Here is a 23,064-nt window from a genome sequence, read left to right as displayed (position 1 = left end):
CCGGGCCAGGTGGGCGGTCCTTGGGCGCGCCGGACGAACGCGCTGCTCGCGGGCCCGCGTTCTGGCAGGATGCAGGCGTGAGCGAACCCCCGCAGACGGACCTGCCCGAGCCGTTGGTGCAGCTGGCCGACGCCCACGGCGTCGCGTCCGACTTCTGGGACTTCGACGGGTCGCGCCGCCAGGTCCGCGCGTCGACGCTCGTCGCCGTGCTCGAGGCCCTCGGCGTCCCGGCGTCGTCGCCCGAGAAGGTGGCGGTCAGCCTCGAGCACTCGCGCGACGACGCGTGGCGCCAGATGCTGCCGCCGACCGTCGTCGTGCGGCAGGGCGACGCCGTCCCGCTGCCCGTGCACGTCGCCGACGGGTCCGCCGTCACGGTGTGGGTCGAGCTCGAGGCCGAGCCGTCGCGCCACGGTGGCCAGCCGACCGGGCAGCACGCGGCCCGGGCCGCGCGCGAGCGCCGCGACCTCGGCCAGCTCGACGTGTTCGTCGAGCCGCGCACGGTCGACGGCCGGCGCGTGGGGCGCGCGACGTTCGAGGTGCCCGCCGACCTGCCCCTCGGGTGGCACGACCTGCACGCCGAGAGCGACGGGACGCAGGCCCGCGCGACGCTCGTCGTGACGCCGCAGCGCCTCGAGCTCCCCGCCGCGGTCGTCGAGCGCCGCGCCTGGGGCTTCATGGCCCAGCTCTACTCGGTGCGCTCGCGCGCCTCGTGGGGCGTCGGCGACCTCGCCGACCTCGCCGACCTCGCCTGGCTGTCCGCGCGCGAGGCCGGGGCCGACTTCGTGCTCGTCAACCCGCTGCACGCCGCCGAGCCGCGCACCCCGATGACGCCGTCCCCCTACCTGCCGACGAGCCGGCGCTTCGTCAACCCGATCTACGTCCGGGTCGAGGACATCCGCGAGACGGGCTACCTGTCGGCCGCGGACCGCTCGCTCGTCGAGTGGGCGTTCGACCCGGTGCGCGACCTCGACACCGACCCCGGGCCGATCGACCGCGACGCCGCGTGGGACGCCAAGAAGGCCGCGCTCGAGGTCGTCTTCGCGGCGCCCCGGTCGACCGCACGCCAGGCGTCGCTCGACGCGTTCCGCGCCGAGCAGGGGCGCGGCCTCGAGGACTTCGCGACGTGGTGCGCGCTCGCCGACCACTACGGCGACCGCGACTGGCCGCCCGGCGCGTACGACCCGAACGGCCCGACCGTCGCGGCGCTGCGCGACCAGCTCGCCGACCGGGTCGAGTTCTACTGCTGGCTCCAGTGGGTCGCCGACGAGCAGCTCCGGGCCGCGCAGCGCACCGCGCGCGAGGCGGGCATGTCCGTGGGGATCATGCACGACCTCGCCGTCGGGGTGCACCCCGACGGCGCGGACGTGTGGGCGCACCGGGGAGTGCTCGCCACCGGGGTCTCCGTCGGGGCGCCCCCGGACATGTACAACCAGCAGGGGCAGAACTGGTCCCAGCCGCCGTGGCACCCGCGTGCGCTCGCCCGCGCCGGGTACGCGCCCTACCGCGACATGCTGCGCACCGTCCTGCGGCACGCGGGCGCGATCCGCATCGACCACGTCATCGGGCTCTTCCGCCTCTGGTGGATCCCCGGCGGGGCGCGCGCCGACGCCGGCGCCTACGTCCGCTACGACCACGAGGCCCTCGTCGGCATCCTGTGCCTCGAGGCGCAGCGTGCCGGGGCGATCGTCATCGGCGAGGACCTCGGCGTCTTCGAGCCGTGGGTCCGCGACTACCTCGCCGACCGCGGCGTGCTCGGCACGTCCGTCCTCTGGTTCGAGAAGACGGGCGACGGCGCCCCGCTGCCGCCCGAGGACTACCGACGCCTCGCGCTCGCGACCGTGACGACCCACGACCTGCCGCCGTCCGCGGGGTACCTCGCGGGCGAGCACGTCGAGCTGCGCGACCGGCTCGGCGTCCTCACCGAGGACGTCGCCGACGTGCGCCGCGCGGCCCGTGCCGAGCGCGACGCCATGGTCGCGTTCCTGCGCGAGCGCGGGCTCGTCGGCGACGACCCGTCCGAGCGCGAGCTCGTCGAGGCCCTGCACCGCCTGGTCCGCAGCACACCCGCCGTCCTGCTCGGCGTCTCGCTCGCCGACGCGGTGGGGGAGCGCCGCTCGCAGAACCAGCCCGGCACGGACCAGGAGTACCCCAACTGGAAGGTGCCGCTCGGCGACTCGTCGGGCAACGTCGTCCTGCTGGAGGACCTGTTCGACTCCGCCCGCCTGCGCTCCCTCGCGAAGGCCATGAACGACGCCCTCTGACCTGCCGAGGTACAACCCTGGTTGGCCGAGGTAGAGCCGTGGGTCGTCCAGGTCGAGGTGTCATCGGCTTGTCCGACGGCGGTCCGTCGCCTTGGGTGGTCGGGGTGGGTGGTGGTGCCGCGTCTACCATCCGCCGCTCGTTCCTCGCGGCTCCCGCCAGGCCCGACCACGACGCGGCACCACCACCCACCCCGCCCGACGTCGTCTCACCCTGGTCTGTGCTCACCCCTGATGGCTGCCCGCGTGGTGACGCTTCGTCCGACGCGCCGGGCCGCTCCGACGTGGGAGAGACCCGGCGCGTCTGGGCTGGTCAGGCGTCGGCGCCCTGGGCGGTGAGGGCGCGCTCGACGCCGGCGAGGTTCTCGACGACGAGGCGACGCAGCGCGGGGGCGGCGTCGGCGTTCGCGTCGAGCCACTCCTGCGTCGCGTCGCGGAGCACGGTGCTCGCGAGCGGCGCCGGGTAGAGCCCCGTGACCAGAGCCTCGGCGATGTGGTAAGACCGCTGGTCCCACAGCGGCAGCAGCGCGTCGAAGTACGCGCCCACGAGGGGGGCGAGCGACTCGGGGTCGTTGACGTGCTGGAAGCCGAGCGTCGTGGCGCGGACGATCGCGTTGGGCGCGTCGTCCGAGCCGACGAGGCGGTCGAACGCGGCGCGCTTCGCCTCGGCCGTGGGCACGGTCGCGCGGGCGCGGGCAGCGGACTGCTGGCCGGTCGCGGTCGAGTCGGCGGCGAGGGTCGCCTCGATCTCGGCGTCGTCCGCGAGGTCGAGCAGGACCAGGCCCTCGAGGATCTCCCAGCGCAGGTCGGTGTCGATCTCGAGCCCGTCGAGGGCGGCCGAGCCGTCGAGCAGCGAGCGGAGCGCCTCACCGTGCGCCGGCGTCGAGGCGAGGTGCGCGAAGAACTTGACGAGCTGGAACTGGAGGTCGGAGCCCGGGGCGGCCTCCTGCGCGAGCGACCAGAGGACGTCCCCGACGTGCGCGAGGGTCTCGGCGCGGCGTTCGGGCGCGACGTACGTCTTCGCCGCGAGCGCGAGCTGGTTCAGGGTCGTGCGGATCGTCGTCGACTCGGTCTCGCGAGCGATGTTGCCGAGCACGAGGCGCACGTAGTCGCCCGCAGGGGTCTCGCCGTCGCGCGTCGCGTCCCACGCGGAGCCCCAGACGAGCGAGCGGGCCAGCGGGTCGGCCAGGTCGGCGAGGTGCTCGGTCGCGACCTGGAGCGACGCGGCGTCGAGGCGGATCTTCGCGTAGGCGAGGTCGTCGTCGTTGAGGAGCACGAGCTGCGGACGGTCGAGCCCGAGCAGCTCGGGGATCTCGGTGCGGGCGCCGTCGACGTCGACCTCGACACGGTGGACTCGCGTGAGGACGCCGTCCACGAGGTCGTAGAGACCGATGCCGAGGCGGTGCGGGCGCAGCGTCGGGTGGTCGGGCGCGGCGGACTGCAGCACGGCGAACGTCGTGAAGCGGCCGTGCGCGTCGAGCTCGAACTCGGGGCGCAGCGTGTTCACGCCGGCCGTCTCGAGCCAGAGGGCGGACCACTGCGTGAGGTCGCGGCCGCTCGTGGCCTCGAGCTCGACGAGCAGGTCGCGCAGCTCGGTGTTGCCCCACGCGTGCTTGCGGAAGTACGCGGCGACGCCCGCGAGGAACTGCTCCTTGCCGACCCACGCGACGAGCTGCTTGAGCACCGACGCGCCCTTGGCGTAGGTGATGCCGTCGAAGTTGACGAACACGTCCTCGAGGTCGTTGATCGTCGCGACGATCGGGTGCGTCGAGGGGAGCTGGTCCTGGCGGTACGCCCACGACTTCTCCATCGCCGCGAACGTCGTCCAGGCCTCGTGCCACTCCGTCGCCTCGGCGGTCGCGAGCGTGGAGGCGTACTCCGCGAACGACTCGTTGAGCCACAGGTCGTTCCACCACTTCATGGTCACGAGGTCGCCGAACCACATGTGCGCGAGCTCGTGGAGGATCGTCACGACGCGACGCTCCTTGACGGCGTCGGTGACCTTGGACCGGAACACGTACGTCTCGGTGAACGTCACGCACCCGGCGTTCTCCATCGCGCCCATGTTGTACTCGGGCACGAAGAGCTGGTCGTACTTGTCGAACGGGTACGGGTGCTCGAACGCGGACTCGAAGAACGCGAAGCCCTCGCGCGTCTTGTCGAAGACGTAGTCGGCGTCCATGTGGTCGGCGAGCGACGCGCGGCAGAAGACCCCGAGCGGGATCGTGCGGCCGTCGGACGACGTGAGCTCGCTGCGCTCCACGACGTACGGCCCTGCGACGAGCGCGGTGATGTACGACGAGATGCGCGGCGTCGGCTCGAACGCCCAGCGCGCGACCTCGACGTCGCCGGCGCCGGTGCCGGTCGGGTCGGCCTTCGTGCCGAGCGCCTCGGGTGCGGGCGTCGGCTGGTTGCTCACGACCTGCCACGCCGCGGGCGCGGTGACCGTGAACGCGAACGCCGCCTTGAGGTCGGGCTGCTCGAAGACGGCGAACACGCGCCGCGAGTCCGGGACCTCGAACTGCGTGTAGAGGTAGACCTCGCCGTCGACCGGGTCGACGAACCGGTGCAGGCCCTCGCCCGTGTTGGTGTACGCGCAGTCGGCGACGACGCGCAGCTCGTTGTCGGCCGCGAGGCCGTCGAGGGCGACGCGCGAGTCCGCGAAGACCTCCGCCGGGTCGAGGGAGCGTCCGTTGAGCACGACCTCGCGCACGGTCGGGGCGACGAGGTCGACGAACGTGCTCGCCCCCTCGGTCGCGGTGAACCGCACCACGGTCGTCGACGCGAACGTCGTCGCCCCCGTCGTGAGGTCGAGGTCGACCTCGTAGGACTGGACGTCGACGATCGCCGCGCGCTCGCTCGCCTCGGCGCGGGTGAGGTTCTCTCCGGGCACTGCATCTCCTCGGTCTCGGGTCGGGCCGGGCGGCCTCGACGGCGGCCTGTGGGCCACGGACGATCATCCCACGGGTGGCCGCGCGCGACCCCGGGGCCGCCCGTCGGGAATATGCTGCGGCCGCCCGGTGTCGAGACTGGTGGGCGACGGCGCCGGCCGTCCGTAGCCCGTCGCCCACCGCTCCGGCGACCCGGACCACCGGGCGCCGCCCACGTCGAAGGAGAACCGTCCCGTGACCCTCACCGCCACGTCCGAGAACACCGCGACCGAGACCGACGTGCGCGTCGCCGACTTCTGGTTCGACCCCGTGTGCCCGTGGGCGTGGATGACGAGCCGCTGGATGGGCGAGGTCGAGCAGGTGCGCGACGTCGCGGTCCGCTGGCACGTCATGAGCCTCGCGGTGCTCAACGAGGGCCGGGACCTGCCGGAGGAGTACCGCGCGCTCATGGACAAGGCGTGGGGCCCCGCGCGCGTGGTCACCGCCGCGCGCGTCGAGCACGGCGAGGAGGTCGTGAAGCCCCTGTACGACGCGATCGGGACCCGCCTGCACCCGGGCGGCCGTGACGACTACGACGCGGTGCTGGCGGAGGCGCTGGCCGAGGTCGGGCTGCCCGCCGCGCTGGCCGACGCCGCGGGCTCGGACGCGTACGACGAGCACCTCCGGGCGTCGCACGCCGAGGGGATCGGGCGCGTCGGGGAGGACGTCGGGACGCCGGTCGTCGCGTTCGGCGACACCGCGTTCTTCGGCCCGGTCGTGACGCCTGCCCCGAAGGGCGAAGCCGCAGGTCGGCTGTGGGACGGGTGCGTGCTCGTCGCGAGCACACCCGGCTTCTTCGAGCTCAAGCGCACGCGGACCCAGGGTCCCGTCTTCGACTGACCTCGTCGGCCTCGGGACCTCGCCGGCGGGACGGTCGCGCCGCCGGCGGGGTTCGACCCGCACGGGTGCGTCGTGCCATGCTTCGTCAGGTTGCGGGCGGTGTCAGGAGCGCCCGCCGCCCGGTCGTGCCGGGCGAGTCCGACGAGGAGCCCGCGAGGAGCCGCATGTCCCCGAACGCACCCGTGCCACCGCCGCCGCCGCCCCCTGGCGGCGTGCCGGGGGCCGCGGTCCGTCGGGACGACGCGCAGCCGACCCAGGCGTTCGCCGGCCCGGTGCCGGGCGCCGCGGCGGCCGTGCCGCCGTCCTTCGCGCCCACGAGCGGGCCGACGGCCCAGGCGCCCCGCGCCACGCCCGCGGACGGGCAGCCGACCGTCGTCGCGTCGTCGTTCCAGCCGACGAGCGTCCAGCACGTCACGCCGATCACGGAGCTCCCGACGGCGGCCCAGCCCGCGGTCCCCGCGCCGTCGCCGGTGCCCCCGCAGCGGGTGCGCTACGCGACCGAGCAGAACGGGTTCGGCGTCGCCGCGCCCGTCGGGACCACTGCGAGCCGACCGGCCTACGCACCGGCGGACGCCGCGCCGACCGGCTACGCGCCGACCGGCGCGTACGCCGCGCACGGCGCCCCGGCGTACGAGCCCGCGGCGCAGGCGGGCTACGCCTCGGCCGCACCCCAGCAGCCCCAGCCGGCCTACCACCCGCCGGCGACGGTCGCGCCGACCGGCGCCGCCCCCCGGGCTGCGGCCGGCGCGGGCGGGTCGGGCACGACGCCGCGACCGCCCGCCGGGCGTGGCGGGAGCAACGGTGGTGGCGGTCGCAGGTCGGACCGCCTGAGCCCCGGGTGGATCGCGTTCATCGTGGTCGACGCGCTGCTCGTCATCGGGGCGATCGTCTTCGCGATCTCCCTGCTCGGGGGCGGGGGCGACGACCCCGCGGGCGACGCCACCCCGCCGCCGTCGGCGACCGCCACGGAGGGGACCGAGGAGACGCCCGCCGCCGAGCCCACCGTGAGCGAGACGTTCGCGTCCGAGTCGCGCAACATCACGTGCGAGGTGACCGACGTCAGCGCGACGTGCGTGATCGCCCAGCTCGGCACGCAGCCGGCCCCCGTGGCGGGCTGCGACGGCACGGTCGGGTACAAGGTGGTCCTGGGTGCCGACGGCAGCGTCGAGCAGCCCTGCGTGCCGACGGCCGAGCAGCCGCAGGCCGCCCCCGGCGACACCGCGATCCTGGACTACGGCACGTCGAAGACGGTGGGCCCGTTCACGTGCGACAGCGCCGAGACGGGCATGACGTGCCGCGACGACGCGACGGGCAAGGGCTTCACGATCGCCCGTGCCGGCATCCGGACGCTCTGAGCAGGTCGTCGAGCGGCCCTGAGCCCTGAGGGGTCCGGGTCGACCCGGCACGCACGAGGGGCCCGCGGCGGACGGAACGCCGCGGGCCCCTCGTGCTGTCGTGTCACCAGATGCGCACGCGCTCCTCGGGCGCGAGGTACAGCGCGTCCCCGGGCTGCACGTCGTAGGCCGCGTAGAACTCGTCCACGTTGCGGACCACGCCGTTGCAGCGGAACTCGTTGGGGGAGTGCGGGTCGGTCGCGATCCGCCGCACGACCTCCTCGTCGCGGCCCTTGGACTGCCAGACCTGCGCCCAGCCGAGGAACACGCGCTCGATCCCGGTGAGCCCGTCGACGACGGGCGCCTCGGCGAGCGGGCGGCCGAGCGCGATGCGGTAGGCCTTGAGCGCGATCGACAGGCCGCCGAGGTCGCCGATGTTCTCGCCGATCGTCAGCGCGCCGTTGACGTGCGGCCCGTCCTCGCCGAGCTGGGCGGGGCGGAACGCGTCGTACTGGGCGATGAGGGCCTTGGTGCGCTTCTCGAACTCCTCGCGGTCCGTCGTCGTCCACCAGTCCTCGAGGCGGCCGGCGCCGTCGTACTTGGAGCCCTGGTCGTCGAAGCCGTGGCCGATCTCGTGGCCGATGACCGCGCCGATCCCGCCGTAGTTCACCGCGTCCTCGGCCTCGGGGTCGAAGAACGGGGGCTGGAGGATCGCCGCGGGGAAGACGATCTCGTTCATCCCCGGGTTGTAGTACGCGTTGACGGTCTGCGGCGTCATGAACCACTCGTCGCGGTCCAGGGGCCTGCCGATCTTGCCGAGCTCGCGGTCCTGCTCGAACGCGTGGGCACGACGCACGTTGCCGACGAGGTCGTCGGCCTCGACGACGAGCGCGGAGTAGTCGCGCCACGTCACGGGGTAGCCGATCTTCGGCGTGAAGGCCTCGAGCTTGGCGAGCGCCTTCTCCTTGGTCTCCTCCGTCATCCAGTCGAGCGTGGCGATCGACTCGCGGTACGCGGCGACGAGGTAGGCGACGAGCTCCTCCATGCGCGCCTTGTGGGCGGGCGGGAAGTGGCGGGCGACGTACTGCGCGCCGACGGCCTCGCCGAGCGCGCCCTCGACCACGGAGACGCCGCGCTTCCAGCGCTCGCGCACCTCCTGCGCGCCCGAGAGCGTGCGGCCGTAGAAGTCGAAGTTGGCCTCGACGAGCTCGTCCGTGAGGTAGGGCGCGCGGGCGGTGACCAGGTGGTACACCATCCACAGCTTCCAGTCCTCGAGCGCCTCGCTCGCCCAGAGCGCGGCGAACCCGGTCGCGAAGTCGGGCTCGCGCACGACGACGTCGTCGAGCGAGCCCTCCGGCGCCCCGAGCGCGAGGACCCAGGCGCGCCAGTCGAACCCGGGCGCCTCGTCGACGAGCGCGGCGAGCGTGCGGGGGTTGTAGGTGAGGTCGGCGTCGCGGTCGCGGACGACGTCCCAGTGCTTCGAGGCCAGCCTCGTCTCGAGCGCCAGGACCCGCTCGGCCGCGTCCTCGGGGGTCGCGCCCCAGGTCTCGGCGGTGACGCCCGCGAGGGCGAGCATGCGCGCGACGTGCGGCACGTACTTCTCGCGGACCGGCGCGTACTGGTCCTCGCGGTAGTACGCCTCGTCGGGCAGCCCGAGCCCGGACTGGTAGAGGTAGGCGACGTAGCGCTCGGGGTCCTTGGCGTCGTTGTCCACCCAGAAGCCGACGGCGCCCGCGCCGCCGGTGCGCTGCAGCGCACCGAGCACGCCGGTGAGCTCCGCCTGCGTCGTCGCGGACGCGACGAGCGCGAGGTCCGCCTGCAGCGGGGTCGTGCCGAGGGCCTCGATCCGCTCGGTGTCCATGAAGCTCGCGTAGAGCGCGCCGACCTTCGCCGCGTCCGCGCCGACGTCCTCGGCGCCCGAGGCCACCTGCGCCCCGAGGTCGGTGATGATCTCGCGCACGTGGACCTCGGCCTGGTCGTGCAGCGCGCGGAACGCGCCGTCCATGGCGCGGTCGGCGGGGATCTCGTGCGTCGCGAGCCAGCGCCCGTTGACGTGGCGGTACAGGTCGTCCTGCGGCCGGACGACGGGGTCCAGCGCGCCCAGGTCGATGCCGGAGCGCACGGTCCCGGTCGTGCCGGACGCGGACGCGGACGTGGACGTCGGGGAGGTCTGTGTCATGCGTCTCAGGCTACGGCCTCCTCCCGACGCCCAGGTGTCCCGCTGGGGCATGATGGGCGCATGCGCGTTCACATCGCCGCGGACCACGCGGGCTACGAGCTCAAGACCCATCTCGTCGAGCACCTCGAGGCCGCGGGGCACGACGTCGTCGACCACGGGGCCCACACGTACGACGCGCAGGACGACTACCCGTCCTTCTGCTTCGCCGCGGGCGAGGCCGTCGCGGCCGAGCCGGGCTCGCTCGGCGTGGTCATCGGCGGGTCGGGCAACGGCGAGCAGATCGCCGCGAACAAGGTCGTCGGGGTGCGTGCCGCGCTCGCGTGGAACCTCGAGACCGCGCGCCTCGGCCGTCAGCACAACGACGCGAACGTCGTCGCGGTGGGGGCGCGCCAGCACACGGTGGACGAGGCCGTCGAGCTCGTCGACGCGTTCCTCGCGGAGCCGTTCAGCGGCGACCCGCGCCACCAGCGCCGGATCGACCAGCTCGCGGCGTACGAGACGACGCGCGGCGCCTCCGCCTGACGTGCCGGAGGGTCACACCGTCCACCGGCTCGCGCGCGCGTTCGGCGAGCTCTTCACGGGCGAGACGCTCGCGGTGAGCAGCCCGCAGGGCCGGTTCGCCGCGGGCGCCGCCGTGCTCGACGGGCACGTGCTCGTCGCGAGCGAGGCGTGGGGCAAGCAGCTCTTCCTCGGCTTCGCCGACCCGGCGCGCGCCGCGGTCGGGACCGCCGGCCGGCCCGACGACGTGCGCTGGCTCCGCGTCCACCTCGGCCTCTACGGGGCGTGGACGTTCGCGGGCGACGGCAGCACCGCCGTCGTGCACGCGATCGGGGCGCCGCGCCGCCGCATCGGCGAGCGCGAGACCGTCCCGGCAGGCCCGGGTGCGGCCGCCGCGGCCGGGCCCGACGACGCGTGGTCGCCCCCGCCGCCGCGCGGGGCCGTGCGGGTGCGGCTCGTCGGGGCGCACGCCGTCGCGGACCTCACCGGGCCCACGGCGTGCGAGGTCGTCACGGGCGAGGAGAAGCGGGCCGTCGAGGACCGGCTCGGTCCCGACCCGATCCGCGACGCCGCGCTCGCCGAGGGCGACCCGCGCGAGGAGTTCGTGACCGCCGTGCGGCGCTCGCGCAGCCCCGTCGGGCTGCTGCTCATGAACCAGGACGTCGTCGCCGGCGTGGGCAACATCTACCGCGCGGAGTCGCTGTTCCGCGCGCGGCTCGACCCGATGCGGCCTGGTCGTGACGTGCCCGGCGAGGACCTGCGCGCGCTGTGGGACGACCTCGTCGTGCTCATGCGCGAGGGCACCCGGACGGGCGCCATCGTCACGACCCGACCGGAGGACCGCGACGGCCCCGGCGCCGGCGATGGCCCGCCGGACGACGCCGACGGGCCGCCCGGGCGCCGCCGCGTGCGGCAGAACACCGACGGCGCGCCCGACGCCGTCCCCGCGGACGACGCGTTCTACGTCTACCACCGCGACGGGCTCCCGTGCCGCGTGTGCGGCACGCCCGTGCTGCTCAAGGAGCTCGCCGGCCGCAACCTCTACTGGTGCGGCGTCTGCCAGGCCTGAGGCTCAGAAGACCCAGCTGCACACCGGGGCGAGGGGCCAGCCGAACGCCGCGCTCGCGCGGGCGAGCGCGCCGGGGGAGTGCTCGGTGACGAGCCCTGCCGCCGCGAGGGCCGCGAGCGAGGTCCCGCCCAGGTAGGCGGCACCGAGCTCGCGCACGTCGAGCGAGAGGTCCGCGGCGTCCTCCGTCCGCTCGGCCACCGCGTCGCCGAACGCCGGCGCGCGCAGCCGCCAGCGGCCCGCGTTGTCCGGCAGGCGGGCGTCCGTCACGTGCACGACGACGTCCACGTCCGCCGCGTAGCGGCGCGCGGCCAGCGCGGCCGGCACGTCCACCACGCGCACCCAGAGGTTGTCCGCGAGGCGCGGCGACGCCGAGCGGGGGTCCACGAGCAGGCTCGTGACGACGTCGTCCACCGGCAGCATGAAGGGCGTCACCTCGTGCGTGAGGTCGAGGTCCGTGAGCACGCCCCACAGCGCGCGCGCCGCCGCGGCGTCCAGCGCGACGACCTCGCCCGTGCTCACCGGACCGCGCGGGCCCGTGACCTCCCAGGACAGCTTGCGGTGGAACCGCGCGTACCCGCGCGGCTCGCCGTCGAGCTCGACGATCGCGATGCGCGTGGGCTCGCGGTCCTTGCGCCACACCTTCGCGTCGTCCCAGAACGTGGCCTGGAGCTCCGGCGTCTCGCGTGTCGCCCAGCCCGGGCGGTTGATCCCCGTGCCCTGGCCCGTCGGGTCCGTGCCGGCGAGCTCGTGGAGCGTCGCGACGAGCGCTCCGTGCCGAGCCCGGTCGGCGCGCTCGATGCGCACGGTGTGGCGGTCGGCGCCGGGGACGTCGCGCAGCGCGACCCCGCGGGGGACGGTGAGCCGGACGTCGTCCGCGGCCTTGCCGTAGCCGAAGCGCCCGTAGATCGCCGCCTCCGCCGCGAAGAGCGCCGAGAGCGGCTCGCCGCGCTCGCGGCACCGCGCGAGGTGCGTGTCGATCATCGCGCTGAGGATCCCGCGGCGACGGTGCCCGGGGTGGACGCCGACCCACGTGAGCCCCGCGACCGGGGTGGTCGCCCCCGGCACCGGGAACCGGGCGAACGGGTACGACGCGTGCATCGCGACGAGGTCGCGGCGCACGGGGCGCGCACCGTCGACGGGCGTCGCGTCGTCGTCCTCGTGCTCCCGGGTGACGCCGAGCGCGCGGTCCCACGTGAGCGGGAACGGGAGGTCGACGAGCTCGTCGACCTCGACCGGGGACGGGAACGTCGTCGTGTCGAGGTCGAGGACGTCGCGCAGGTCGGACGCCGAGAGGGCGACGAGCTCGTAGCCGTCGGGAAGGGTCGCGGGGTGGTGGTCGCTCATGGCCTCGATCCTCGTGTCTCGGCACGCGTCGCGCCAGGACACATGCGGCGGCTAGGGTCGGGAGCCATGGCAGGGCTCGAGGCAGGACGCACGCACGGCCGCACGGCGGGCACCGCCGCCGACGGCGCGACGGCGGGGACCGACCGCACGGCGCTCGCGGCGGAGTACGCGACCGCGGTGCTCGCGCTCGTCCGCCTGATCCCGGCGGCGCGCGCGATGACCTACGGGCTGGTCGCGGAGGTCGTCGCCGAGTCCCTGCACCGCGGCGGACCGCGCCAGGTCGGCCAGGTGCTCGCGGGGTCGTCCGGCGTCGACGACGACGGCGCCCCGGTCCCGTGGTGGCGCGTCGTGAACGCGGCCGGCTCGCCGCCCGCGCACCACCTCGACGCGGCGCTCACCGAGCTGCGCGCCGAGGGGTGCCCGCTGTCGCGCGACGGCCGTCGTGTCGACCTGCGCCGCGCCGTCTGGTTCCCCGAGAGCGACACCCCCGAGCGTTGAGCGCGGGGTATCTGTCGTCCGACCGACCGCGGGACGACACGTCCCCAGCACTCAGCGCGGGGGCGGGGGCGCGAGGAGCGGGGCGAGCGTCTGGACGGCCGTTGCGTCGCCCTGGACGAGGAGCGTGGTGACCGCGGTCTCGCGCCATGCGGCGAGGTCGCGGGCGATCTTCTCCGGCGGGCCGACGAGCGCGACGTCCTCGACCATCGCCGTCGGGACGGCGGCGGCCGCGAGGTCCTTGCGCCCGGCGAGGTAGTGCGCCTGGATCTCGTCGCAGGCCTCGGCGTACCCGAGGCGGTCGAGCGCGTCGCGGTGGAAGTTCGCGCCCTTGGCGCCCATGCCGCCCACGTACAGGGCGAGGAACGGGCGCACCTGGTCCGCGGCCTGCTCGACGTGCTCGCGCACGACGACGGGCACCGTCGCGCTCACCTCGAACGCGGCCTCGGGGGAGCGCTCGGGGGAGCGGCGCGCGAAGCCGTCGGCGAGGAGCTCGCGGAACGTCGCGTCCATGCGGGGCGAGTAGAAGAGTGGGAGCCAGCCGTCGGCGATCTCGGCCGCGAGCGCGATGTTCTTGGGCCCCTCGGCCGCCAGGTGGATCGGCAGGTCCGCGCGCAGCGGGTGCACGGTCGCGCGCAAAGCCTTGCCGAGTCCCGTCCCCGTGCCCTCGGGCAGGGGGAGCGGGTAGTGCGGGCCGGACGACGTCACGGGCGCCTCCCGGCGCAGCACGTCGCGCACGACCTGGACGTACTCGCGCGTGCGGGCGAGCGGACGGGCGTACGGCTGCCCGTACCAGCCCTCGACGACCTGCGGGCCCGAGACGCCGAGCCCGAGGACGAACCGGCCACCGGAGAGGTGGTCCATCGTCAGCGCGGCCATCGCCGTCGCGGTCGGGGTGCGTGCGGAGAGCTGCGCGACGGCGGTCCCGAGCCGGATCCGGGTCGTGCGCGACCCCCACCACGCGAGCGGGGTGAAGGCGTCGGAGCCGTAGGCCTCCGCGGTCCACACGGAGTCGACGCCGAGGCGGTCCGCCGCCACGATCGCGTCCTGGATGCCGGCCGGGGGGCCTGCCGACCAGTAGCCGGTGTGGATGCCGAGACGCATGCGGGCTCCTCCTCGTCGAGGGTCGTCGTACGGGTGCTCCCGCGCTCCGGGCGCCGGTGGGGGCCGCGGGGTCGTGCGCGGGCGGGCGGGGTGCGGGCGGTACCCGGTCGCGCGCCGGGCAGGGGGTATCCGGTACGCGGAGTCTCGGGTACCGCCCGCCTCCAGACTAGCCGATCCGCCGCCGGTCTCGGGTGCGCCCGGGCGCACCCGCGCTGGACTCCGGACCGGACGCGGTGTCGACGCCACGGCGCGACGCGTCGGCGCCGAGGGTCAGCGGCGTGCTCGGTCGGCGAGGGTGTTGAGGAGCGCCGCCGCGGTCCCGGCGTCGTCGACCGTGACGACGAGCGCACGACCGCCGGTGCGCTCGACGCGCAACGACTCGCCGGCCCGCACGACGATGCCGACGGCACCGCCCCGGCCGGCGCGCCAGCCCCAGCCGCCGAAGTCGCGCAGCGGCGAGACGTCGGCGACGTCGGCCCGCACGACCTCGTCCACCGGGACGCGCGTGCGCGGGAACCCGAGCGTCGACCGGACCGACAGCCCGCCCTCGTCGACGCGCACGACCCACGACATCATCGCGGCGAGCAGCAGCCCCAGGACGACCGGCACAAGGAGGAGCGCCCACTCGCGCAGGACGAGCGCCAGGACCGTGGTGAGGACGATCGCGCCCAGTGCGACGAGCACCGTCGGCCCGCCGCTCACGCGCCCGACCCACGCGGCCCGCTCGCCCGGTCGGAGCGCGACCCGGGGCGCGTCGTCGGGGACCCCGGCGTCGGTCGGGTCCGGGCGGTCGCCCGGGACCAGCACCCCGACGGCGATGCCCACGAGGAGCCCGGCACCCAGCGCGACGGCCGTGACGGCGCTCACGCCGCCGACGTCGTGGGCGTCGGCGAGGCCGCGCTGGATCCAGAGCGAGCCGAGCGTGAGGACCGCGAGCATGACCGGGAGCCCGACGGTGACCCCCGCGGCGACCCGCCGGTTCGCGGCCGACCGCCCGAGGAACGCCGTCATCGCGGCGAACCCCGCGGAGGCGACCAGCCCCAGGACCGTGCTGCCCGTGACGGCCGTGCCGAGCGACGCGAAGCCGTCGGCACCGCTCGTGCCCCAGTGGATCGCCACGGGGTCGGGGAGGTCCGCTGACCAGGTGAGCGCGACGAGCGCCGCCACGACTGTGACGACCGCACCCGCGCCGCCGACGAGGAGCGCGAGGGTGCGGTGGTCGTCCGGGCGCGGGCGACCGTCCTCGGTCGGTCGTCCGGGGGAGCGGCGCGGGGCGGCTCGGGTCATCGGAGGGCCTCCTTCATGAGGGTGAGGACGGTCTCGGGCGGCAGGGCGAGGGCGCGGGCCTCGGCCGCGACGCGATCCACCGCGGCCCGCAGCGACGTGAGGTCGACGGCGGGCGGCGCCGTGACGACGGCACCGCGCCCGCGGCGGAGGTCGACGAGCCCCTCGTCGCGCAGCTCCTGGTAGGCGCGCAGCACGGTGTGCACGTTGACGTCCAGCGCCTCGGCGAGCTCGCGGGCCGCGGGGAGCCGCTCGCCCGGCGCGAGCCGCCCCTGGACGACGCCGAGGCGCACCTGGGCGACGAGCTGCGCGAACAGCGGCTCGTCGGCCTGCGGGTCGATGCGGAACATCACGAGCCCAGTCTAGTTGTTCTAGGGGAACTAGAACAACGAGGCTCGACGAAGGGGCCGCCGTCGTGCCGACGGCGGCCCCGGGTCCGTGCGCTCAGATGACGTACTCGATGAGGAGCGACGGGTCCTCGACGGCGTCCCGCGCCGCGGGCGCGGCGGCGGGCATGCGGATCGTCGCCGGCACCCCGACCGCGACCGCCCCGGCCGGCACGTCCTTGACGACGACGGCGTTGGCCCCCACCTGCACGTCGTCGCCGACCCACACCGGACCGAGGATCTTCGCGCCCGCCCCGACGACGACGCGGTCCCCGAGCGTCGGGTGCCGCTTGCCGCGCTTCATCGACCGCCCGCCGAGCGTCGACGTGTGGAAGAGCACGACGTCGTCGCCGACGACCGCCGTCTCGCCCACGACGACCCCCATGCCGTGGTCGATGAACAGGCGCCGGCCGATGCGGGCGCCGGGATGGATCTCCACGCCGGTCAGCGCGCGCGCCACCTGCGACACGAGGCGTGCCGGGAGGCGCAGCAGGGGCTCGCGCCACATGCGGTGCGCGAGCCGGTAGGCCCACACGGCGTGCACGCCCGGGTACGCCAGCGCGACCTCGAGGCGGCTGCGGGCGGCGGGGTCCCGCCGTCGGGCCGCCTCGAGGTCCTCGCCAAGCACGCGCACGAACCGGCGCAGCCGGTAGCCGACCGTCCGGTGGTGGGGTCGCGGGTCGGTCACGTCAGTCCAGCAGGTCGGAGTACAGGATCGTCGAGAGGTAGCGCTCGCCGAAGTCCGGCACGACCGTGACGATCAGCTTGCCCTTGTTCTCGGGGCGCTTCGCGAGCTGGATCGCGGCCTCGATGGCCGCGCCCGACGAGATGCCCACGAGGAGGCCCTCCTCCTTGGCCGCGGCGCGCGCGGTCGCGACCGCGGTCTCGGCGTCGATGTCGACGACCTCGTCGTAGACGTCGCGGTCCAGGATCTCGGGCACGAAGTTGGCGCCCAGGCCCTGGATCTTGTGCGGGCCGGGCTGGCCGCCGTTGAGGATGGCGGACTCGGCCGGCTCGACCGCGACGATCTTCACCTCGGGCTTGCGCTCCTTGAGCACCTGCCCGACGCCGGAGATCGTCCCGCCGGTGCCGATCCCGGCCACGACGATGTCGACCTCGCCGTCCGTGTCGGCCCAGATCTCCTCGGCCGTCGTGCGGCGGTGGACGTCCACGTTCGCCGGGTTGGCGAACTGGCGCGCGAGGATGGCGCCCGGGCGCTCCGCGGCGATCCGCTCGGCGGCCGCGACGGCGCCCTTCATGCCCTCGGAGCCCGGCGTGAGGACGAGCTCGGCGCCGTAGGCGCGCAGCAGCGCGCGGCGCTCCTTGGACATGGTCTCCGGCATGGCGAGCACGACGTTGTAGCCGCGCGCCGCGCCGACCCACGCCAGCGCGATACCGGTGTTGCCCGAGGTGCCCTCGACGATCGTGCCGCCCGGCTGGAGCTCGCCCGACGCCTCGGCGGCGTCGATGATCGACACCCCGATGCGGTCCTTCACCGAGTTCGCCGGGTTGTAGAACTCGAGCTTCGCGACGACCGTGGCCTCGAGGCCGTCGGTGAGCCGGTTTAGGCGCACGAGGGGGGTGTTGCCGATGAGCTTCGTGGCGTCGTCGTAGATGCGTGCCATGTCTTCCTCTTCTGTCGACGGCTCGGGGTGAGCCGGGGTGGGGGTACCGATCGGGGGACGAGGGCCGTCGCGGTCCGTGACCACGGTGCCCAGCGTCTCGCGGGGACGCTCCGGGCGCGCGGGCGCGACGGCGGGGTGGGCTCGTGCGGACGGAGCGGCCTGGTGCGGCGCGGCGGCGCGCGCGGGGTCGGCGGCGGGTCGTCAGCGACAGCCGAGACAGCGACAACAGGAGACGCGCGACACGGCGCGGTGCAGCGGTGCGGGACGCGCGATCGTCGCGGTCATTCCTCGCTCCTCCTGGTCGGTCGCGCCGCGGGCGCCCGGCGGTCCGGGCGTGCGGGCAGCGCGTGTGCCCCGAGGCTATCGGTCCGCGTCGCGACCCTGCAACGCCGTCCACGGGGCGGTCGTCCGGGCGGCGGACCCGCCCGAGCACGGGCGGGACGACGACGGGCGCCCCGCCGGCCTGGCGGGGCGCCCGTGGTGACGTGCGGGAGCGACGTTCGGGACGGAGCCCGAGGGTCTGGAGCGGGCGACGGGAATCGAACCCGCGTAGCCAGTTTGGAAGACTGGGGCTCTACCATTGAGCTACGCCCGCGCGGGCCGTGGGACCGGGGCCCGGGCTCCTCGGCAGGAGGAGCGAGGACCGGCGCGGCGCCGACCTGCGGCCGCAACCTTAGCAAACGTCGGTGGCGCGGACGTGCCGCCCACCTGCGGCAGCGGTCGCGTGCCGACGAGGGCGACCCGCTCCCGCCAGTACACTTGCCCTGGCCCGCCGCCGCGGCGGGCGACGGGGTGTGGCGCAGGTTGGTAGCGCGTCCGCTTTGGGAGCGGAAGGTCGCAGGTTCAAATCCTGTCACCCCGACCTTCGCGCGGCGCCCCTCCGGGGGCGTCGCGGGGCGTCGACGACGTCCGGGCCGCGTCGACGGCCTCGTCCTCGAGAGGTGCCCGTGACCTTGTCCACGCCCGCGGCCGGACCCGCGACCCGCGTCACCCTCGCGGCGCTGGTCGCCGCGGGCAGCGGCGCCGTGCTGTCGCTCCAGGGGCGCCTCAACGGCGACCTCGCCGCGGCGGGGACCGGCCCCGTCGTCGCCGCCTGGCTCTCCTACGTCGGGACCCTCCTCGCGACCGTGCTCGTCGTTCTCGTCCGCCGTCGCGCCCGGTCCACGCTCCACGTCCTGCGCGCCTCCGCGTCCTGGTGGTGGTTCGCGGTCGGGCTGTGCAGCGTCCCGATCGTCGTCGCCATGGCCGCCGGGGTCCCGCTCGTCGGCGTCGCCGTCGCGTCGGTGTGCTCGGTCGCGGGCCAGACCGTCGCGGGCCTCGCGCTCGACGCGCGCGGCGTCGGCCTCCCCGCCCCGCTGCGGCTCACGCCCCGCCGGGCCACCGCGGGTCTCGCGGCGCTCGTCGGCCTGGGCGTCGCGGTGCTCGGCGGCGCGACGACCGACGCGGGGTGGGGCGCCGTCGTCGCCGGGGTCGCGCTGTTCGTCGGCGGCGCCGTCCTGTGCGGGCAGCAGGCCGGGAACGGTCGCGTCACGCAGCTCACCGGCGACCCGGTCGTCGCGACGCTCACCTCGGTCACGGGCGGGCTCGCGGGCATCTCCGTCGTCTGCGCGCTGGCCGCCGTCCTCGGCGGGCTCGACGGCGTCACGCTCCCCGGTCGGTGGTGGCTCTACCTCGGCGGCCCGCTGGGGACGCTCATCACCGTGGCGGCCGCGTACGCGGTGCGCCACCTCGGCACGTTCGTCCTCACGCTGACCGTCGTCGGCGGCCAGATGCTCATGGCCGTCCTGCTCGACGTGCTCGGCGTGGTGGGGCTGCGGTGGCAGACGGTCGTCGCGACCGCCGTCGTCGGCGTGGCGGTCCTGCTCGTGGTCGGGCGTCCCGGTGCGCGCAGGTCGCCCTGACCGCGACGCTTGACCGCTCGCGTACGATGGGACGGTTGCCCGTACGCCCGCGTGCGGAGCCGTCCCCGGCCGCACGCCGGCCCGCCCCGATCAGTTGGAGACCATCGAAGTGAAGAGCGCCGTCGAGACCCTGGACCCCACCAAGGTCAAGCTGACCGTCGAGGTGGAGTACGACGAGCTCAAGCCGAGCATCGAGCACGCCTACCAGCACATCGCGGAGCAGGTGAACATCCCCGGCTTCCGCAAGGGCAAGGTCCCGCCGCGCGTGATCGACCAGCGCGTCGGCTGGGGCGCCGTCATCGAGCACGCCGTCAACGACGGCCTCTCCGGCTTCTACCGCCAGGCCGCGAGCGAGGAGAGCCTGCGCCCGCTCGGCCAGCCCGAGGTCGAGGTCACCGAGATCCCGGCCAAGGCCGGCGAGGGCCAGCTGGTCTTCACCGCCGAGGTCGAGGTCCGCCCCGAGATCACGCTGCCGTCCCTCGACTCGCTCGCCATCACGGTCGAGCCCGCCGAGGTCACGGACGAGGACGTCACCGAGCGTCTCGACGCGCTCCGCGAGCGCTTCGGCACCCTCGTCGGCGTCGACCGCCCCGCGGCCGAGGGCGACTTCGTCGTGCTCGACCTCAAGGCCGAGATCGACGGCGAGGAGGTCGACTCCGTCTCCGGCGTCAGCTACCAGATCGGCTCGGGCAACATGCTCGAGGGTCTGGACGAGGCGCTGACCGGCCTCTCGGCCGACGAGACGACCACGTTCAACGCGCCGCTGGCCGGCGGCGAGCACGAGGGCAAGGAGGCGTCCGTCACCGTCACGGCCACCTCCGTCAAGCAGCGCGACCTGCCCGAGGCGGACGACGACTTCGCCCAGCTCGCGTCCGAGTTCGACACGCTCGAGGAGCTGAACGCCGACCTGCGCGAGCAGGTCGCGAGCATCAAGACGTCGAACCAGGCCGTCGCCGCGCGCGACGAGCTCCTCAAGGCGCTGGGCGACGCGGTCGAGATCCCCGTGCCGTCGGGCGTCGTCGAGGCCGAGGTGCACCGCCACCTCGAGTCCGAGGGCCGCCTGGAGGACGAGACGCACCGCGCCGAGGTCACCGTCGAGGCGACCGACGCCATCCGCAACCAGATCCTGCTCGACACGCTCGCCGAGCAGCTCGAGATCAAGGTCGCGCAGAACGAGCTCCTCGAGTACCTCGTGAGCGCGTCGCGCCAGTACGGGATGGACCCGAACCAGTTCATCCAGTCGCTCGACCAGGGCGGGCAGATCCCCGCGATGGTCGGCGAGGTCGCGCGCTCCAAGTCGCTCGCCGTCGCGCTGCGCCAGATCGAGGTCAAGGACTCCGCCGGCAACGTCGTCGACCTGACCGAGTTCATCGGCTCGGACGACGAGGACGCCGCCGCGGACGAGTCGGTCGAGGACGTCGCGGCCGAGCCCGTCGAGGAGGCGCTCGTCGACGACTCCGCCGAGGCCGCCGCCGAGGCGCCGGTCGCGGACGACGAGAAGGACGCGACGAAGGCCTGACGCGCCGCCGGCCGGTCGGCCGGAGCAGGTCCCACGACGGCCCGCACCCTCCGCGTGAGGGGGGCGGGCCGTCGTCGTGCCCGTGCCGTGACGGCGCGCGCCGTCCGCCTGGTGCGCCGTCAGCGAAAACGCGCGCTATCGGGACGAACGCCGGGCACGGACCGCGTTAGGGTCACTGCAGCACGGCTGGACCGGGACACCCTCCCGGCACCGGCCAGGGCAGCGCAGGCGGGGGCGACCCGCGGGAGCGACGAAGGAGATGGATGTGAACGAGCTGTACCTGCCGTCCGACGCGACGGCCCCGGTCAACCGCGCCGAGGGTCCGGGCTTCGGACTCAACGACTCCATCTACAACCGGCTCCTCAAGGAGCGCATCATCTGGCTCGGCTCGGAGGTGCGCGACGAGAACGCGAACGCCATCTGCGCCCAGATGATGCTGCTCGCCGCGGAGGACCCGGAGAAGGACATCTGGCTGTACATCAACTCGCCCGGCGGGTCGATCACGGCCGGCATGGCGATCTACGACACCATGCAGTACATCCAGCCGGACGTCGCGACCATCGCGATGGGCATGGCGGCCTCGATGGGGCAGTTCCTGCTCTCGTCCGGCACCAAGGGCAAGCGGTACGCGACGCCGCACGCGCGCGTCATGATGCACCAGCCCTCCGGCGGCATCGGCGGCACGGCCACCGACGTGCGCATCAACGCGCAGCTCATCATGCACATGAAGCAGGTGCTCTCCGAGCTGACGGCCGAGCAGACCGGCAAGCCGCTCGAGCAGATCCTCAAGGACAACGACCGCGACAGCTGGTTCACAGCCGAGGAGGCGCTGGAGTACGGCTTCATCGACCACGTCGTCACCAACGCGTCGTCCGTGACCGGCGGCGGCGGCACCACGGGTTCCTGACCCCCGCACCGGACACCAGACTTCACCGAGGAGAACCCGTGAGCTTCAGCGCCGAGTCCCAGTACCTGTCCACCGCGCAGCGCCTCGCCGGCGCGGGCGCGCGCCCCGGCGGCATCGCGCTGCCGGGCGGCGCGCCGTCGGCCCGCTACGTGCTCCCGCAGTTCGAGGAGCGCACCGCGTACGGCTTCAAGCGGCAGGACCCCTACACCAAGCTGTTCGAGGACCGCATCATCTTCCTGGGCGTCCAGGTCGACGACGCGTCCGCCGACGACGTCATGGCCCAGCTCCTCGTGCTCGAGAGCCAGGACCCCGACCGCGACGTCATCCTCTACATCAACTCGCCGGGCGGGTCGTTCACCGCGATGACCGCGCTCTACGACACGATGCAGTACATCAAGCCCCAGATCCAGACGGTCTGCCTGGGCCAGGCGGCGTCCGCCGCCGCGGTCCTGCTCGCCGCCGGCCAGCCGGGCAAACGCCTCGCCCTGCCGAACGCCCGCGTGCTCATCCACCAGCCCGCGATGGAGGGCGGCGGCTACGCGCAGGCGTCCGACATCGAGATCCACGCGAACGAGCTCATCCGCATGCGCGAGTGGCTCGAGGACACGCTGGCCCTGCACTCGGGCAAGTCGGTCGAGCAGGTCCGCCAGGACATCGAGCGCGACAAGATCCTCACCGCCGCGCAGGCGAAGGAGTACGGCCTCGTGGACCAGGTCCTCGAGAGCCGCAAGGCCGTCGCGATCAACAAGCCCTGATCCGACCGCCCGACCCGCATGACCTCACGCCGCGCCGCCGTCCCCCGCCGGGGGCGGCGGCGCGACACGTTGCGCCCCGTCCGGAGAGCCCACCTGACAACGGGGGCCCCGTGGTGTGGAATGGGGAGCAGGACTCGCTCGGCCGTGCCCGGGCCCCGCGCCGTCGACCCCGACGGCAGGAGGCCTCGGCACCGGGACAAGGAGACGCGTAGTGGCTCGTATCTCAGACGGCGCCGACCTGCTGAAGTGCTCGTTCTGCGGCAAGTCGCAGAAGCAGGTCAAGAAGCTCATCGCGGGCCCTGGTGTGTACATCTGCGACGAGTGCATCGACCTGTGCAACGAGATCATCGAGGAGGAGCTTGCCGAGGCGACCGAGCTCGGCCTCACGGAGCTGCCCAAGCCCAAGGAGATCTTCGAGTTCCTCGAGCAGTACGTCATCGGCCAGGACGCCGCCAAGCGGGCCCTGGCCGTCGCCGTCTACAACCACTACAAGCGCGTCCAGGCGGGCGAGCAGTCCAAGCCGTCGAGCCCCGACGACCCAGACTACGTGGAGCTGGCGAAGTCGAACATCTTGTTGATCGGTCCGACGGGGACGGGCAAGACGTATCTGGCGCAGACGTTGGCGCGGATGTTGAA

The 23,064-nt window shown here is 74.4% G+C and carries 19 protein-coding genes and 2 tRNA genes; 12 read left to right on the top strand and 9 right to left on the bottom strand.

All coding sequences use genetic code 11. The features are described from left to right. Nucleotides 1–77 precede the first annotated feature (77 nt). Nucleotides 78–2,261 (top strand): 4-alpha-glucanotransferase, encoded by a 2,184-nt coding sequence (malQ, locus tag ACFC2L_RS02885; protein ID WP_375822800.1) that lies wholly within the window; start codon nt 78–80, stop codon nt 2,259–2,261. Between the two features lie 310 nt (nt 2,262–2,571). Here malQ and pepN read toward each other — a convergent pair whose 3' ends face one another. Next, a complete protein-coding gene (gene pepN, locus ACFC2L_RS02880) occupies nt 2,572–5,151 on the bottom strand; it encodes an aminopeptidase N (RefSeq protein ID WP_375822798.1) in 2,580 nt (859 codons plus the stop codon). A 232-nt stretch (nt 5,152–5,383) separates the two neighbouring features. On the opposite strand from pepN, the gene ACFC2L_RS02875 reads away from it, so the two are divergent. Both ACFC2L_RS02875 and ACFC2L_RS02870 read left to right on the top strand, forming a co-directional pair. After that, the gene (locus tag ACFC2L_RS02875) at nt 5,384–6,028 is read left to right on the top strand and encodes a DsbA family protein (protein ID WP_375822796.1); all 645 of its coding nucleotides are present in this window, start codon (nt 5,384–5,386) and stop codon (nt 6,026–6,028) included. Between the two features lie 164 nt (nt 6,029–6,192). Then, on the top strand, nt 6,193–7,383 hold the full coding sequence (locus ACFC2L_RS02870) for a hypothetical protein (protein ID WP_375822795.1): 1,191 nt from the start codon (nt 6,193–6,195) through the stop codon (nt 7,381–7,383). 103 nt (nt 7,384–7,486) lie between these two features. Here ACFC2L_RS02870 and ACFC2L_RS02865 read toward each other — a convergent pair whose 3' ends face one another. Beyond that, nucleotides 7,487–9,541, bottom strand: coding sequence for a M13 family metallopeptidase (locus ACFC2L_RS02865; protein WP_375822793.1), 2,055 nt, complete (start codon nt 9,539–9,541; stop codon nt 7,487–7,489). A 60-nt stretch (nt 9,542–9,601) separates the two neighbouring features. Here ACFC2L_RS02865 and ACFC2L_RS02860 point away from each other — a divergent pair, with 60 nt between their 5' ends. Next, a complete protein-coding gene (locus tag ACFC2L_RS02860; protein WP_375822792.1) occupies nt 9,602–10,063 on the top strand; it encodes a ribose-5-phosphate isomerase in 462 nt (153 codons plus the stop codon). A gap of 1 nt (nt 10,064) precedes the next feature. Further along, a complete protein-coding gene (locus ACFC2L_RS02855) occupies nt 10,065–11,108 on the top strand; it encodes an Fpg/Nei family DNA glycosylase (RefSeq protein ID WP_375822790.1) in 1,044 nt (347 codons plus the stop codon). A 3-nt stretch (nt 11,109–11,111) separates the two neighbouring features. Here ACFC2L_RS02855 and eis read toward each other — a convergent pair whose 3' ends face one another. Then, a complete protein-coding gene (eis, locus tag ACFC2L_RS02850) occupies nt 11,112–12,452 on the bottom strand; it encodes an enhanced intracellular survival protein Eis (RefSeq protein WP_375822788.1) in 1,341 nt (446 codons plus the stop codon). Between the two features lie 66 nt (nt 12,453–12,518). Here eis and ACFC2L_RS02845 point away from each other — a divergent pair, with 66 nt between their 5' ends. Further along, on the top strand, nt 12,519–12,950 hold the full coding sequence (locus ACFC2L_RS02845) for an MGMT family protein (RefSeq protein ID WP_375822787.1): 432 nt from the start codon (nt 12,519–12,521) through the stop codon (nt 12,948–12,950). 51 nt (nt 12,951–13,001) lie between these two features. Here ACFC2L_RS02845 and ACFC2L_RS02840 read toward each other — a convergent pair whose 3' ends face one another. The 6 genes from ACFC2L_RS02840 to ACFC2L_RS02815 all read right to left on the bottom strand — a co-directional run bounded on the left by ACFC2L_RS02840 (nt 13,002) and on the right by ACFC2L_RS02815 (nt 17,941). Continuing rightward, nucleotides 13,002–14,051: an LLM class F420-dependent oxidoreductase gene (locus tag ACFC2L_RS02840; protein ID WP_375822785.1), complete on the bottom strand. Its 1,050-nt coding sequence runs from the start codon at nt 14,049–14,051 to the stop codon at nt 13,002–13,004. Between the two features lie 270 nt (nt 14,052–14,321). Continuing rightward, the gene (locus tag ACFC2L_RS02835) at nt 14,322–15,338 is read right to left on the bottom strand and encodes a DUF1648 domain-containing protein (RefSeq protein ID WP_375822784.1); all 1,017 of its coding nucleotides are present in this window, start codon (nt 15,336–15,338) and stop codon (nt 14,322–14,324) included. Beyond that, the gene (locus ACFC2L_RS02830; protein WP_087471684.1) at nt 15,335–15,688 is read right to left on the bottom strand and encodes a GntR family transcriptional regulator; all 354 of its coding nucleotides are present in this window, start codon (nt 15,686–15,688) and stop codon (nt 15,335–15,337) included. The genes ACFC2L_RS02835 and ACFC2L_RS02830 overlap by 4 nt, the downstream gene beginning before the upstream one ends. 91 nt (nt 15,689–15,779) lie before the next feature. Next, entirely contained in the window at nt 15,780–16,409 is a 630-nt protein-coding gene (gene epsC, locus ACFC2L_RS02825; RefSeq protein WP_375822782.1) for a serine O-acetyltransferase EpsC, read from the bottom strand. Between the two features lies 1 nt (nt 16,410). Then, a complete protein-coding gene (gene cysK / locus ACFC2L_RS02820; protein ID WP_375822780.1) occupies nt 16,411–17,346 on the bottom strand; it encodes a cysteine synthase A in 936 nt (311 codons plus the stop codon). 521 nt (nt 17,347–17,867) lie between these two features. After that, a tRNA-Gly gene (locus ACFC2L_RS02815) sits at nt 17,868–17,941 on the bottom strand. Nucleotides 17,942–18,134: 193 nt separating this feature from the next. On the opposite strand from ACFC2L_RS02815, the gene ACFC2L_RS02810 reads away from it, so the two are divergent. From ACFC2L_RS02810 to ACFC2L_RS02785, 6 genes are all read left to right on the top strand, one after another. Further along, a tRNA-Pro gene (locus ACFC2L_RS02810) sits at nt 18,135–18,208 on the top strand. 85 nt (nt 18,209–18,293) lie between these two features. Beyond that, nucleotides 18,294–19,247 carry a DMT family transporter gene (locus ACFC2L_RS02805; protein WP_375822778.1) on the top strand — a complete coding sequence of 318 codons (954 nt, stop codon included), beginning with the start codon at nt 18,294–18,296 and terminating at the stop codon, nt 19,245–19,247. 109 nt (nt 19,248–19,356) lie between these two features. After that, entirely contained in the window at nt 19,357–20,766 is a 1,410-nt protein-coding gene (gene tig / locus ACFC2L_RS02800; protein WP_375822776.1) for a trigger factor, read from the top strand. Between the two features lie 259 nt (nt 20,767–21,025). Then, on the top strand, nt 21,026–21,673 hold the full coding sequence (locus ACFC2L_RS02795) for an ATP-dependent Clp protease proteolytic subunit (RefSeq protein WP_047232614.1): 648 nt from the start codon (nt 21,026–21,028) through the stop codon (nt 21,671–21,673). A gap of 38 nt (nt 21,674–21,711) precedes the next feature. Beyond that, nucleotides 21,712–22,428 (top strand): ATP-dependent Clp protease proteolytic subunit, encoded by a 717-nt coding sequence (locus ACFC2L_RS02790; protein ID WP_087471689.1) that lies wholly within the window; start codon nt 21,712–21,714, stop codon nt 22,426–22,428. Nucleotides 22,429–22,639: 211 nt separating this feature from the next. Beyond that, on the top strand, nt 22,640–23,064 hold a 425-nt coding region (locus ACFC2L_RS02785), incomplete at its 3' end, for a ClpX C4-type zinc finger protein (RefSeq protein WP_375822775.1).

This window comes from Cellulosimicrobium sp. NPDC055967 (assembly GCF_042269845.1).
Lineage (GTDB): Bacteria > Actinomycetota > Actinomycetes > Actinomycetales > Cellulomonadaceae > Cellulosimicrobium.
This window is presented reverse-complemented; position numbering and strand designations above follow the sequence as displayed.

Coding starts and splice junctions, on each gene's coding strand:
- ACFC2L_RS02870 (WP_375822795.1), top strand. CDS start 6,193: ATGTCCCCGAACGCACCCGTGCCACCGCCGCCGCCGCCCCCTGGCGGC.
- ACFC2L_RS02865 (WP_375822793.1), bottom strand. CDS start 9,541: ATGACACAGACCTCCCCGACGTCCACGTCCGCGTCCGCGTCCGGCACG.
- ACFC2L_RS02860 (WP_375822792.1), top strand. CDS start 9,602: ATGCGCGTTCACATCGCCGCGGACCACGCGGGCTACGAGCTCAAGACC.
- eis (WP_375822788.1), bottom strand. CDS start 12,452: ATGAGCGACCACCACCCCGCGACCCTTCCCGACGGCTACGAGCTCGTC.
- ACFC2L_RS02845 (WP_375822787.1), top strand. CDS start 12,519: ATGGCAGGGCTCGAGGCAGGACGCACGCACGGCCGCACGGCGGGCACC.
- ACFC2L_RS02840 (WP_375822785.1), bottom strand. CDS start 14,051: ATGCGTCTCGGCATCCACACCGGCTACTGGTCGGCAGGCCCCCCGGCC.
- ACFC2L_RS02835 (WP_375822784.1), bottom strand. CDS start 15,338: ATGACCCGAGCCGCCCCGCGCCGCTCCCCCGGACGACCGACCGAGGAC.
- cysK (WP_375822780.1), bottom strand. CDS start 17,346: ATGGCACGCATCTACGACGACGCCACGAAGCTCATCGGCAACACCCCC.
- ACFC2L_RS02795 (WP_047232614.1), top strand. CDS start 21,026: ATGGATGTGAACGAGCTGTACCTGCCGTCCGACGCGACGGCCCCGGTC.